This window comes from Qipengyuania sp. MTN3-11, from assembly GCF_042851825.1.
Taxonomy (GTDB): domain Bacteria; phylum Pseudomonadota; class Alphaproteobacteria; order Sphingomonadales; family Sphingomonadaceae; genus Qipengyuania.
This window is the reverse complement of the sequence record NZ_BTGM01000001.1, coordinates 1,367,031-1,380,264: the sequence shown is the minus strand read 5'-3', so window position 1 is coordinate 1,380,264 and position 13,234 is coordinate 1,367,031. Positions and strand designations below refer to the sequence as shown.

General features: G+C 67.3%; 11 protein-coding genes. 5 read left to right on the top strand and 6 right to left on the bottom strand.

Features of this window, described 5'->3' with window-relative positions:
- Positions 1-98 precede the first annotated feature (98 nt).
- Positions 99-731, top strand: a complete 633-nt coding sequence (locus tag ACGHN1_RS06660; protein ID WP_390549503.1) for a hypothetical protein — start codon at positions 99-101, stop codon at positions 729-731.
- A gap of 4 nt (positions 732-735) precedes the next feature.
- Here the strand turns inward: ACGHN1_RS06660 and uvrA are convergent, their stop codons facing one another.
- Positions 736-3,717, bottom strand: a complete 2,982-nt coding sequence (gene uvrA / locus ACGHN1_RS06655) for an excinuclease ABC subunit UvrA (RefSeq protein ID WP_390549501.1) — start codon at positions 3,715-3,717, stop codon at positions 736-738.
- Positions 3,718-4,092: 375 nt separating this feature from the next.
- On the opposite strand from uvrA, the gene ACGHN1_RS06650 reads away from it, so the two are divergent.
- From ACGHN1_RS06650 to ACGHN1_RS06635, 4 genes are all read left to right on the top strand, one after another.
- On the top strand, positions 4,093-4,911 hold the full coding sequence (locus tag ACGHN1_RS06650; protein WP_390549499.1) for a lysozyme: 819 nt from the start codon (positions 4,093-4,095) through the stop codon (positions 4,909-4,911).
- Between the two features lie 21 nt (positions 4,912-4,932).
- Positions 4,933-5,475, top strand: coding sequence for an RNA 2',3'-cyclic phosphodiesterase (gene thpR, locus ACGHN1_RS06645; protein WP_390549497.1), 543 nt, complete (start codon positions 4,933-4,935; stop codon positions 5,473-5,475).
- Positions 5,472-6,137 carry a hypothetical protein gene (locus ACGHN1_RS06640; protein WP_390549495.1) on the top strand — a complete coding sequence of 222 codons (666 nt, stop codon included), beginning with the start codon at positions 5,472-5,474 and terminating at the stop codon, positions 6,135-6,137. Before thpR ends, ACGHN1_RS06640 begins: the two co-directional genes overlap by 4 nt.
- A gap of 135 nt (positions 6,138-6,272) precedes the next feature.
- Positions 6,273-8,537, top strand: coding sequence for a M3 family metallopeptidase (locus ACGHN1_RS06635; protein WP_390549493.1), 2,265 nt, complete (start codon positions 6,273-6,275; stop codon positions 8,535-8,537).
- Between the two features lie 51 nt (positions 8,538-8,588).
- On the opposite strand, the gene ACGHN1_RS06630 is transcribed toward ACGHN1_RS06635, so the two are convergent.
- Genes ACGHN1_RS06630 through ACGHN1_RS06610 form a run of 5 tightly spaced genes read right to left on the bottom strand, consistent with a single transcriptional unit; the run spans position 8,589 to position 13,231 of the window.
- Positions 8,589-8,876, bottom strand: a complete 288-nt coding sequence (locus ACGHN1_RS06630; RefSeq protein WP_390549491.1) for a GCN5-related N-acetyltransferase — start codon at positions 8,874-8,876, stop codon at positions 8,589-8,591.
- A gap of 5 nt (positions 8,877-8,881) precedes the next feature.
- Entirely contained in the window at positions 8,882-9,616 is a 735-nt protein-coding gene (locus ACGHN1_RS06625; protein WP_390549489.1) for an ABC transporter ATP-binding protein, read from the bottom strand.
- Positions 9,616-10,569, bottom strand: coding sequence for a FecCD family ABC transporter permease (locus ACGHN1_RS06620; RefSeq protein WP_390549487.1), 954 nt, complete (start codon positions 10,567-10,569; stop codon positions 9,616-9,618). Before ACGHN1_RS06620 ends, ACGHN1_RS06625 begins: the two co-directional genes overlap by 1 nt.
- Entirely contained in the window at positions 10,566-11,372 is an 807-nt protein-coding gene (locus ACGHN1_RS06615; protein ID WP_390549486.1) for an ABC transporter substrate-binding protein, read from the bottom strand. The genes ACGHN1_RS06620 and ACGHN1_RS06615 overlap by 4 nt, the downstream gene beginning before the upstream one ends.
- The gene (locus tag ACGHN1_RS06610) at positions 11,369-13,231 is read right to left on the bottom strand and encodes a TonB-dependent receptor plug domain-containing protein (protein WP_390549484.1); all 1,863 of its coding nucleotides are present in this window, start codon (positions 13,229-13,231) and stop codon (positions 11,369-11,371) included. The genes ACGHN1_RS06615 and ACGHN1_RS06610 overlap by 4 nt, the downstream gene beginning before the upstream one ends.
- Between the last annotated feature and the right edge of the window lie 3 nt (positions 13,232-13,234).

Genomic DNA, 13,234 nt, shown 5'->3' with positions numbered 1-13,234 from the left:
CATAGGCTTGATCGCGTCGAGACTATGCTCGATCAGCTTCCCAACCCTCTTGCACCCCCCGCTCCATCCGCTAGCCCGGCACCAGGGGGCACCATTCCATGAGCGGATTCGAGATCACCTTCGGCTTGTTCACGCTGTTGCTGGGGCTGGCGATGGCGGAGGTGCTGGCGGGCTATGTCCGTGCGTTCAAGCTCAAGAGCCGCATCCGCCACGGGCGCGAGCCGGGGCTGGCGAGCGGTTCGGGCAGCGGCGCGATACGGATCGGGTGGCTGATCCCGCTCTCGGCCACGGTGGTGGTGTGCCACCAGGCGACATTCTGGCTGTTCATCTTCGAGATGCAGGAGGCGATCCCGCTCAACTTCCTCTCGCTGCTCGCGCTGCTGGGGGTGATCGGCTGGTACTACCTCATCAGCGCGGCGCTGTGGCCCGAGGAGCCCGAGGCCTGGCCCGATTTCGACGAATATTACATGGCGCACCGGCGGTTTATCTGGTTCGGGGTGATCGCCATCGCGCTGCTGGCGGAAATGGCGCGCGCGGCCTTCGGCGACTACTCCGAGCCCGCAGCGCCCGCCTGGATGATCGCGGTGTGGGAATGGGCGAACGTGGTCGGGTCGGTGGCGCTGCTCGCCCTGCCCTTTATCCGCTCGGTCCGCTGGGCGGGGGTGCTGCTGTGGATCGTGGTCGCCCATTTCGCCGCGACCGCGCTGGTCTCGCCCTGGACGGGGATGTAGCGGGCTACTCCGCCGCCTCGCGCCGATGCTGGCGGGGGCGCTGCGTGGCCCCGGCATCGCCCCCCGCCCTGGCCAGCATCGGCGCGAGGTACTGCCCGGTGTAGCTGCCCTTCACCGCCGCGACCTCTTCCGGCGTGCCCTGCGCGACCACCTCCCCGCCGCGCACGCCGCCATCCGGGCCGAGGTCGAGGATGAAGTCCGCCGTCTTGATGACGTCGAGATTGTGCTCGATCACGACCACCGAATTGCCCTGGGCGACCAGTCGGTGGAGCACTTCGAGGAGCTTGCGCACGTCCTCGAAATGGAGGCCCGTGGTGGGCTCGTCGAGGATGTAGAGCGTCTGCCCGGTGCTGCGCTTGGAGAGTTCCTTGGCGAGCTTCACCCGCTGCGCCTCGCCGCCCGACAGCGTGGTCGCCTGCTGGCCGACCTTGACGTAGCCCAGCCCCACCTCGTTCAGCATGTGCATCTTGTCGCGGATGGGGGGGACGGCCTTGAAGAAGCCCTCCGCATCCTCGATCGTCATGTCGAGCACGTCGGCGATGGAGAGGCCCTTGAACTTCACCTCCAGCGTCTCGCGGTTGTAGCGCTTGCCGTGGCATTCCTCGCAGGTCACGTAGACGTCGGGCAGGAAGTGCATCTCGATCTTGATCAGCCCGTCGCCCTGGCACGCCTCGCAGCGGCCGCCCTTGACGTTGAAGCTGAAGCGCCCCGGCTTGTACCCGCGCGCCTGCGCTTCGGGGAGGCCGGCGAACCAGTCGCGGATCTGGGTGAAGGCGCCGGTGTAGGTGGCGGGGTTGGAGCGCGGGGTGCGGCCGATGGGCGACTGGTCGATCTCGATCACCTTGTCGCAATATTCGAGGCCGGTGACCTTGTCGTGCGGCCCGGCGATCACCCGCGCGCCGTTGAGCGTGCGCGCCGCGGCGGCATACAGCGTGTCGATGGTGAAGGACGATTTGCCGCTGCCGGACACGCCGGTCACGCAGGCGAAGGTGCCGAGCGGGAGGCTGGCGGTGACGTTCTGAAGGTTGTTCGCGCGCGCGCCGTGGACGGTGAGCTCTTTGCCGTTGCCCTTGCGGCGGGTGGCGGGGACGGCAATTTCGCGGCGGCCGGTGAGGTAGTCGGCGGTCAGCGACTTCTTCGACTTGAGCACCTGCTTGAGCGTGCCCTGCGCGACCACCTCGCCCCCGCGCACGCCCGCGCCGGGTCCGAGGTCGACGACGTGGTCCGCCTGGCGGATCGCGTCCTCGTCATGCTCGACCACGATCACGGTGTTGCCGAGATCGCGCAGGCGCTTGAGGGTTTCGAGCAGCCGGTCGTTGTCGCGCTGGTGGAGGCCGATGCTGGGCTCGTCGAGGACGTAGAGCACGCCGGACAGGCCCGAGCCGATCTGGCTGGCGAGGCGGATGCGCTGGCTCTCTCCGCCCGACAGCGTGCCGGAGGTGCGGTCGAGGTTGAGGTAGTCGAGACCGACGTTGTCGAGGAAGCCCAGCCGCTCGTTGATCTCCTTGAGGATCGCGCGGGCGATCTGCTGCTGGGTGTCGCCGAGATGGTCGGGCAGCGCGAGGAACCAGGCCCTGGCGTCGCTGACGCTCATCTTCGTGGGCGTCGCGATGTCGGTAGGGCCGTCCGGCCCCGGAACCTTCACCGCCAGCGCCTTCTCGTTGAGCCGCTTGCCCCCGCAGGTCTCGCAGGGCTGCGCGGTCTGGAACTTGCTTAGCTCCTCGCGCATCCAGGCGCTCTCGGTCTGGAGCAGGCGGCGGTTGAGATTGCCGATCACGCCCTCGAACGGCTTGTTGACGGTGTACTGCTTGCGCCCGTCCTTGAAGGTCAGCGGCACGCGCTTGCCCTTGGTGCCGTGGAGGATGATGTAGCGGTTCTCCTCGCTCAGATCCTGCCAGGCGGTGTCGAGCGCGAAACCGTATTCCTTGGCGAGGCTGGCGAGCACCTGCATGTAATAGGGGCTCGGCGGGTTGGACTTGGCCCAGGGCACCACCGCGCCCTTCTTGAGGCTCAGCGCCTCGTTGGGGACGACCAGCTGCGGATCGAACAGCTGCTTTTCGCCGATGCCGTCGCAAGTCGGGCAGGCGCCCTGCGGCGCGTTGAAGGAGAACAGCCGCGGCTCGATCTCCTCGATGGTGAAGCCGGAGACCGGGCAGGCGAACTTTTCGGAGAAGACGATGCGGTTGGGCGGCAGACCCGCGCCTTTCATCGCGCCGCCTACCCCCGAACCATTGGCACCCTCGTCCTCGCGCCCCGGCACCACGCCGTCGGCCAGATCGACATAGGCGAGCCCTTCGGCCAGCCGCAGCGCGGTCTCGAAACTGTCGGCGAGGCGCGTTTCCAGCCCTTCCTTCACCGCCAGCCGGTCGACCACCACCTCGATGTCGTGCTTGAACTTCTTGTCGAGCGCCGGGGCTTCCTCGATCGGATACATCTCGCCATCGATGCGCACGCGGGTGAAGCCCGCCTTCTGCCATTCGGCGAGTTCCTTGCGGTATTCGCCCTTGCGTCCGCGCACCACCGGAGCGAGCAGATAGAGGCGCGTCCCCTCGGGTAGCGCCATCACCCTGTCGACCATGTTCGAAACGGTCTGAGCTTCGATGGGCAAGCCCGTGGCAGGGCTGTAGGGAATCCCCACCCGCGCCCAGAGCAGGCGCATGTAGTCGTAGATCTCGGTCACCGTCGCCACGGTCGAGCGCGGATTGCGGCTGGTGGTCTTCTGCTCGATGCTGATCGCGGGGCTCAGCCCGTCGATATGCTCGACATCGGGCTTCTGCATCATCTCGAGGAACTGGCGCGCATAGGCGCTCAGGCTCTCGACGTAACGCCGCTGCCCCTCGGCGTAGATGGTGTCGAAGGCCAAGCTCGACTTGCCCGAGCCCGAGAGCCCGGTGATGACGATCAGCGAGTCGCGGGGCAGGTCGATGTCGATGCCCTTGAGATTGTGCTCCCGCGCGCCGCGAACCGAGATTTTGGTGAGTGCCATGAAGTTCCGTGTTCCGCTTTCGTTCGGGAGTGTCAAGGGCGGGTTCATCCCACCTGCGCCAAGCAGATGGGGCCGGTTCGCAGCTACCGCCACCCCCGACGCCGAGATTGATAGGCAAACGGCGATTGGCCTTCGATCCGCCCCCCTCGTCCGATGAGTCGTGGACCTTTTGGCTCGGCTTGTCCGTTATTTGGGTGAGACCGGGGCCAAGCCGAGCTTCGATTGCGGCAGACCGCGCGAAATCGGCACGGCCCTCCAGAAGTTACCGAGGTACGAGCAAGAATGTCATCCAATCCGAGCGAGAAAGCGCCCGAAGATCGACGAATGCCCGGCAGTAATTCGCCTGCTTCGGCGGCCAATGCACGTATTCGTCAGATGATGAAAGACCTCGACACGCCTCTCGACGCCGTGCCGAGAGCCGACAATGCCATCCGCGATCGAAGGTTTCGCGAGGCGCGACGGTTGCATGACCGCGAGCTCAAGAAGCGCCAGCGCAGCGATCTGAAACGCGCGCGCGATGCTGCGCGACGGGTGTTCAACGTCAAGCCGTCGATCTCGAGCCGCAAGGCAACGACCGCCCTGCTCACCGCGGGCGCGGTCGGGCTCGCCGCCTTCACCGGACCGGGGTTCAGCCGGGGGAGCCTCGACCCCAATTCCATCGAACTGACCGATGCCTTCCATGGCGAGCGGATGCCGGCACCGTTGCTCAAGGCCAGCGCGAAATTCAAAAAGGCGCTGATCGAGGAGGAAGGCGTTCGCTACGTCGTTTATCGCGACGTGGCCGGCTATCCCACCGTGGGCGTCGGCCATCTGATCGACGAAGGCGACAATCTGCGGGTCGGGGATCGGGTCAACAAGCAGCAGGTGCTCGATTTCCTCGAAGGCGACCTGATCGAGGCGGAGGAAGGCGTCCGGCAGTTGGTGGGCGATCTTCCGCTTCACCAGCACGAATTCGATGCGCTGGTCGATCTGGTCTACAACGTCGGATTGGGCAATGTCTCGGAGAGCGAGAGTCCGCGCCTGAATGCAGCGGTGCAGTCGGGCGACTACCGCCGGATCGCGTCCGAACTCGACTACACCCATGCCGGGGGAGAGGTCGCCCGCGGGCTGGAGTTCCGCAGCGACCGCAGGGCGAAAATCTTCCTCGACGCGCATTACGAGAACCCGCGCGGTGCGCTTCGCTCCACCGCCTGACGAACGCGAGGAGGCCCTGCCATGTCGCATCGGCTGTTCGTCGCCATACGTCCTCCCGAATGTATCCGCGACGCGTTGATCGACCGGATGGAAGGGCTCGAAGGTGCGAACTGGCAGGGCGAGGACCAGCTCCACCTCACGCTTAGATTCATCGGAGACGCAGATGGCCCGCTGGCCGAAGACATCGCCGAAAGTCTCGCAACCATCGGCATGGAATCCTTCACGCTCGCCTTGGCGGGGGTCGGCCATTTCGAGCGACGCGGGCGACCGCACACGCTGTGGGCAGGCGTCATGGCGTCAAAGGAGCTGCTGGCGCTTGCGGACCGGGTCGAAAGTGCGTGCCGGCGCGCCGGTTGCGCACCCGAAACCCGCAAATTCGCCCCGCATGTCACCATCGCCCGCCTCAACCGCTCGACGGTGCCGATCGGTCAGTGGATCGCTCGCAACGGCGATCTGCGATCGGAACCGTGGGCGGTCGAGGCCTTCACGCTCTACGAAAGCCACCTCGGCCGCGGCGGCGCCCTTTACGAGCCCGTGGTCCGCTACCAATTGAAGCCAGCATGATCCGCACGTCCCGCACTACCTGTCTCGCTCTCGGCTTCGCGGCCGCCGTCGCCGGCTGTTCGCCGGTTGCGGAGGACGACACCATGGCGCTGATGCCGGCGACCTCGGCGCAAGAAAAGCGGGTCGATCTCGAGCGGGCGCTGGAAACCGCGCGGGACGATTGCCTGCTGATGGTCTGGAGCGAACAGGAAGAACGCCGGGTCGAATTCGACCGTACCCACGATCAGGTGAAAGGCGGCGCGATCTCCTGCGCCACCGGAACCACGGCCAGCCAGTTCGATGCCGCCATCATCGCCATTCGCGAAGCCGCGCGCAGCGGCAACAAGGCGCGGATGCTCGAGGAGATCGGCATCCCCCTGATGTATATCGACGCGAGCGGCGAGCGCCGCCCGATCGAGGACCGCGAGACCGTGGAGCAGCTGTTCGACGAGGTGTTCGACGCGTCGATGCTGGCCACGCTGGAGCGCCTGGATCTGGAAGACATCACCGTGGTCCCCGACCAAGGGGCCTTCTTCGAACTCGGATCGCTGTGGCTGGTCGTCGGCGAGAAGGGCGGAAGGCCCAGCATCGTCACGGTCAACCGGCAAGCGCTCGACGACGCGGCCGAGGCCGCACGCGACAAGGCGGATCGCCGGGAAACGACGCCGCTGCCCGAAACGTGAACGATCCGCCGCGGACGGGCAGCGCGCCCTTGCCTTTGCGATCAATCCCCTGTTCAAGCAGGCCGTCCTATGCATGAAACCATCCGGCACGCGCGCGATCGCCGCAGTGCCACCAGCAATACCGGAGACCAATCCATGAAGGCCCAGATCCTTGCCACCGTCGCGTCCGCCGCACTTCTGGGGGGCTGCGCAACCGTTCAGGACAATATGGCGATGACCGACGATCCTGTTGAAAGTGCCGCCATTCCCGAGGGCACCGGCTATTTCGCCTCCGAAAGCACGCTGCCGTTCCATGCACCGGACTTCACGAAAATCTCGGAAGACGACTATATTCCCGCCTTCGAGCAGGGCATGGCCATCCAGAAGGCCGAGGTGCAGGCGATCATCGACAATCCGGCGGCTCCGACATTCGACAACACGATCGTCGCGCTGGAAAAGTCGGGGCGGATGCTCGGGCGGGTCAGCACCGTCTTCTTCGCGCTGACGGGTTCGAACACGACCCCGCGGCTCGACGAGATCAACACCGAGATCAGCCCCAAGCTCACTGCTCACGGCGATGCCATCGCGCTCGATCCGGAACTCTTCGCGCGGGTGAAGGCGGTGTACGACAACCGCGCCGCGATGGCGATGACGCCCGAGGACGCGATGCTGCTCGAGAACACCTATGACAGCATGGTCCACGCCGGCGCGATGCTGACCCAGGCGCAGCGCGAGCGGGTCAAGACGATCAACACCGAGCTTTCGACCGTGACCACCGAATTCGCGCAGCAGGCGCGCGACGCCATGGCCGAACAGCCGGTGTTCTTCGACAGCCGGGCTGAACTCGCCGGCCTGTCCGATGCGGACATCAAGTCCGCCGCCGACTTTGCCGCCGAGAAGGGCCAGCCGGGCAAGTTCGCCATCGCGCTGCAGAACACCACGCAGCAGCCGCTGTTGCCGAGCATGGAGAACCGCGCCGCGCGCGAGAAGCTGTTCAACGCCAGCTACCACCGTGCCGACGGGACCACCGCGATCGACACCAGGCCGCTGGTCGCCCGGATCGCCGCGCTGCGCGCCGAAAAAGCCGCGCTGTTCGGCGAGCCCGACTGGGCGAGCTACACCATGTACGACCGGATGGTGGAATCGCCGCAGGCCGCGCTCGACTTCATGGGACAGATGGTCCCCGCGCTTGCCGCCACCCAGCGGCGCGAGGCGGAGGTGCTGAACGAGAAGATCCGCGAGGAAGGCGGCAATTTCGACGTCAAACCCTGGGACTGGTACCGCTATGCCAACATGGTCAAGGCCGAGCGCTACGATGTCGACGACGATGCGGTGATGCAGTATTTCCAGCTGGAAAAGGTGCTGGAGGACGGTGTCTTCTACATGGCCAACAAGCTCTACGGCCTGAACTTCGAGCGCCGCACCGACATCCCGACCTATCACCCGGACGTTTGGACCTACACCGTCTTCGATGCGGACGGGTCCGAACTCGGCCTGTTCTATTTCGACCCGTTCCAGCGCCCGTCCAAGCGGGGCGGTGCCTGGATGAGCAATTTCGTCGAGCAGAGCTATCTGTGGGACAACAAGCCGGTCATCTACAACGTCCTGAACATCCCCAAGGCACCCGCGGGTGAACCGCAGCTGGTCAGCTTCGACAACGTCAACACGATGTTCCACGAGTTCGGCCACGCGCTGCACGGCTTCTTCGCCGACCAGAAATATCCGAGCCTGTCGGGCACGGCGACGGCGCGCGACTTCGTCGAATATCCGAGCCAGGTCCACGAGATGTGGGTGACCTATCCCGAGGTGCTCAGGAATTACGCCAAGCATCACGAGACCGGCGAGACGATCCCCACCGCACTGGTCGAGAAGATCGAGGCGGCGAGCAAGTTCAACCAGGGCTACGATTTCGGCGAAGTGCTGGAGGCGGCGCTGCTCGACATGAAGTGGCACGCGCTTTCCGCCGAACAGGCGGGCGCGATCGATACGCCGCAGGAGGTCTCGGACTACCAGGCGCGCGCGCTCTCCGAACTGGGCCTCGAGGTCGAGCTGGTGCCGCCGCGCTACCGCACGAGCTATTTCAACCACATCTTCTCGGGCCCGGCGGGCTACAGCGCGGGCTATTACAGCTATCTGTGGACGCAGATGCTGGATCACGACAGCCGCAACTGGTTCCTGGAGAACGGCGGCCTGACGCGGGCGAACGGCGACCATTACCGCGAGACCGTGCTCAGCCGCGGCGGAACGATGGACTACAACGAAATGTACCGCAATTTCGCCAGTCGCGACCCGAACGTGCGGTACATGCTGGCCGCGCTCGGCCTGATCGGCGGGGAAGGCAGCCAGCAGGGAAGCGGAGCGGAAGCCTCCGACGGCGCGCTGCCCGCGGACACCACCGGGACGGGTCCCGGCGAGAACTGAACGTTGCGATCGGCGTCCGGACGGCCTGGCCGCTCGGACGCTCGTTCGCTTCTACCTGCCGCGCCAGGCGAGCGAATTGCGGTTGAGTTCGGCGAGGTCCTCCTCGCCCGCCACCGCCGCCTCGCCCAGCGCGATGGCGCGTTCGAGCAGGTCGTCGGGCGCGTTGAGATAGGCCGGCGCGGGGATCTCGTCGGCCCAGTGGCCGCCCACGGCATTGTCGAGCAGGATGCGCTGGAAGCAGTGATCCTCGCGCACCGGCCAGCCGCGTTTGTCCGCCAGATAGGGCATTTGGTCGCGGGTGAGTTCGAACCAGCGTTCGGTAATGGATCGGTCGGCCATGAGCATCAAACCGGCAAACGCCGGATCAGTGCCCGCGCCCCGTCCTTTCCGATCCATTCCATGTCGATGGCCCACACCTTGTGGATCACATCCTCGGCCAGCGCCCGCTCCGCAAGGCCGTCGGCCGCCACCGTGCCCCGGTCGAGGACCACCACCCGGTCGGCATGGTTCATCGCCAGCGCGAGGTCGTGCAGCACCAGAACCACACCCGCGCCGGCATCGGCCGCCGAACGCAGATGGCCTATCAGCGCGTGCTGGTGCGCCAGATCAAGCGCGGCGAAAGGCTCGTCGGCGAGGATCCAGTCGGGCTGACCGGCCAGCACCCGCGCCAGCAGGACCCGGGCCGTTTCTCCGCCCGACAGGGACTGCGCACGCCGCTTGCGGAAATCGTCCAGATTCAGCGCGCGCAGCGCCGCATCCACAGGGGCCGGATCGGCATCGCCATGCGGCATCCGCCCCAGCGCGACGAGGCTTTCGACCGGCACGTCCCAGGCGATCTCCGGCTGCTGCGGGAGGTAGCCGATCCGGCGCCCGCGTGCCTTGGGATCGAGCCGGGCGAGATCGGTGCCACCGAGCAGCACCTCCCCCCGGTCGGGAGGCAGCAGGCCGGCGAGAGATTGCAGCAGACTCGATTTGCCCGCGCCGTTGGGGCCGCAGATCGCGGTGATCCCGCCTCGCTCCAGGTCCAGCGAAACGCCATCCAGGCGTCCACTCAGCGCAAATTCCTTCGCCGCCAGCATCACAACTCTCCCCGCCGCATCCGCAGCAGCAGCCACAGGAAGAAAGGAGCGCCGAGCAGGCTGAGCGCGATGCCGAGCCGGAGTTCGGTGACCAGCGGCAGCACCCGGACCGCGCTGTCTGCCACCAGCAGCAACAGCGCCCCGGCGAGCGCGCTGGGGAGGATCAGCCGCGACGGCCGCCGATCGGTCAGCGGGCGCACGAGGTGCGGGACGATCAGCCCGACGAAGCCGATGATCCCCGCCACCGCCACGCTCGCGCCGACGGTGAGCCCGATGCCGACCACCAGCAGCCACAGCAGGCGGCTGGGATCGACCCCGAGCGAACGGGCGACCGCTTCCCCAAGCGTCAGCGCGTCGAGCGAGCGTCCGGCGATCCACAGCACCGCAATCCCGCCCGCTACCAGCGGGGCGGCGATCTCAACCTCGCGCCAGCTGCGGTCGGTCAGCGCGCCGTTGAGCCACATGACGATCTCCGACATGGCGAAGGCATTGGGCGCAAGGCTGATCGCCAGTGCGGTGAGCGCGCCGGCGAGACTCGCCACCATCAGCCCGGCGAGCGTGAACAGGGCGATCCCGCCGGTCCGCCCGGCGATCGCGGCGAGCAGCGCCATCGCTCCCCCTGCCCCGGCGAGCGCGAACAGCGGCAGGAGATAGGGCGCGGCGGCATAGCCGAACCACAGCGCCGCCACCGCGCCCAGCGCCGCGCCGGGCGCGATCCCGAACAGGCCGGGGTCGGCGAGCGGATTGCGCAGATAGCCCTGCATCGCCGCACCCGCCGCGCCCAGCCCGGCTCCGACAATCATGGCGAGGATCGAGCGCGGCAGGCGCAGTTCGGCAAGGATCAGGGCGGCGTTGGGCGTGGTCGCGGGCTCGAGCCAGACCCGCCCCGCCAGCAGCGACAGCGGGAAGGCAATCGCGAGCAGGATCGCGAAAATGGCGACCGCGCGCGTCATGTCCGCCGCAATTCGCGCAGCCGCTGCATCGCGCGGATGATCGTCGGCCCGCCGCAATAGACCAGCGAGGGATCGAAACGCGCGCGGCGCATGTCTGGCACCCGCTCCAGCGCCGGGTGGGACTGCCCCACCTCGCTCCCCGCGACCAGCAGCAGGTCGGGCGGATCGGCGAGCACCTGCTCGAGCGGCAGATAGCTCGCCTGCCCGAGGCCCCGCGCGGCGGTGTGATTGTCGAACCCGGCGCGGTCGAGCAATTCGCTGACCAGCGCATCGCCGCCCGGCACGATTCCGCCCGCCTGCCACAAGACCGCGGTCCGGCGCGGTCCCGCGACCGGCCGGGCCGCAGCGGCCACCCGCGCCGCCAGCCGCTCGCCGGCCGCTTGCTCCCCCGACAGGTCGGCAAGCTGCCGTATCTGGGCGATGCTGTCGTCGACGCTCGCGGCGATGCCGACGGTGGTCACGGCAATCCCCAGTTCCTCCAGGGCTGCCCTGGTGGCGGGTGCGAGGAAGCTGCTGGCGACGACCACATCGGGATCGAGCGCCAGCACCTCCTCCACCGTACCGCCGGTGGCACGGAACCGGCGCGCCCGGGCGATGTCCATCGAGGTCGCGCGCGGATCTTGGCTGTAGTGCGAGATCGCCAGCAGCCGCTCGGGTCCCATGAGTTCGGCGAGGATCGCATCGGTGCAGGGGTTGAGGCTGACGATGGTCGGCCGCCCCTCCCCCTGCGATGCCACCGGCGGCACGGCGGGCCGGGCGCAGCCGGTCAGCGCCAGCACCGCCGCGGCCGCCAGACGGATCACATCCGCGCCCTCACCCCGAGGAACGCGCCCCGCCCCGCGGTCCCGTAGCCGGCGGCAGTCTGGTAATCCGCATCGAAGACGTTCTCGACCCGGCCGAAGAGTTCGAACCGATCGGTCACGTCGAAGGATGCGCGCAGGTCCAGGACCTCGTAGCCATCGAGTTTGATCGTGTTCGTCGCATTCTCGAAACTGTCGCCGACGAGGCGCAGGTCCGCGCCGAGATTCAGCCCGAAGGATGTCGCGTAATCGGCGAAGATCGTGGCGAAAAAGTTCGGCCGCCGTGCGAGGTCGTTGTCGCTGATCCGGTTTTCCGCATCGAGCACGGTGGCCGCCGCCGACAGGCGCAGGCCGGGCAGCAGATCGGCCCCGGCCTCGAATTCCAGACCCTGCGCCCGGGCGCGGGCGACATTGTCGTAGGTGCCGAAAGGGCGGCCGATGCAGATCGGATCGGCCGAGCCGAAGCAGGACACGAAGGCGATCAGATCCTCGCTGTCGCGGCGAAAGGCGGTGGCGGCAAGGTGCAGCCCTTCCCCTCGCGATCCGCGCTCGATCCCGAGATCGTAGCTGGTGCTGCGTTCGGGCTGGAGGTTGCGGTTGCCGAAATCGGAGAAGAGCTGGAACAGGGTCGGAGCCTTGAACCCTTCGCCCACGCTCGCGCGGGCGCGCCAGCCGCCGCCCAGCGCATAGCTGAGATCGCCGCCGAAACTCGCCTCGCTGCCGAAGCGCTCGTGGTCGTCGATCCGCCCGCCGACATGCGCGGCGAGCCCGCCGAGCACCCAGCCGAGCTGGACGTAGCCGCCGGTGATGGCAGTCTCCGCCCGGGCGTCGGAAGCGGTCTCGTAGGAGGTCCATTCGCGTTCGCCCCCGGCGGCGACGGTGAGCCCGCCGATCAGCCGGTATTCGCCGCGCAGCGACACGCGGTCCGAATGGCCGTCGCTGGTGAAGCTCGGCACGTCGCTGACGGTGCGGTCGAAATTCTCGCGCTCGGTATCGGAGAGCGAGTAGGACGCCCTGAGGGTAAGGTCCTGACCGTAATAATTGAGGCCGACCGCGCCTGAATATTGCTCGGTCTCCTGGGTCTCGGCCGTGTCGGCGAGCGCGAAGGCAGGGGCCGGAAACCCGTCGATGTCGAGCTCGCCGGCCGCATAGCGGCCGTTGACGAAAAGCTCGAGCGCCGGGGTGAGATCGAGGAAGCCCGAGCCGCCGAGAGAGAACTGCTCGAAACCGTCGGGTTCGGTGCCGCCCGCGGCGGCCGAGAAGCCGTCGGTTCGGAACCAGTTGGCGCTGAGGCCCGCGTAATAACTGTCGCCCGAGACCCCGCCGGTGGCATTGGCGGTCAGCGTGTCGCGCGCGCCGTATTCGAGGCTTCCGGACAAGCCCGGAGCGCCGCGGGTCGAGATGTCGAGCACGCCGCCGATCGCGTCCGATCCCCAGATGGTCGAGTTGGACCCGCGCAGGAGGTCGAACTTGCCGACCCCGGTCGCCAGCAGATTGCCGAAATCGTAGCCGCCCGAGGGCGAAGCGGGGTCGGCAACACGGACCCCGTCGATCAGAACCAGCAATTGCTCGTTGGCGGCACCGCGAACGAAGACGCTGGTCTGCGCGCCGACCGGACCGCTGCGGACCGTGTTCACCCCAGGGAGCCGCCTGAGGATGCGGATCGGATCGGCGCCCTGCACCGCATCGATTTCCTCGCTGTCGACGATCGCAACCGCCTGGCCGGTGTTGGCGATATCGGTTGCCAGACCCGTCGCGGTGACCGTGATCGTGTCGATCTCGTCTTCGGGCGCGGACCTCTCCTGCGCCTGGGCCGCAGCGGGCAAAGCAAAAACGGTAAGCAAAAGCAGTCGTTTGTACATAAA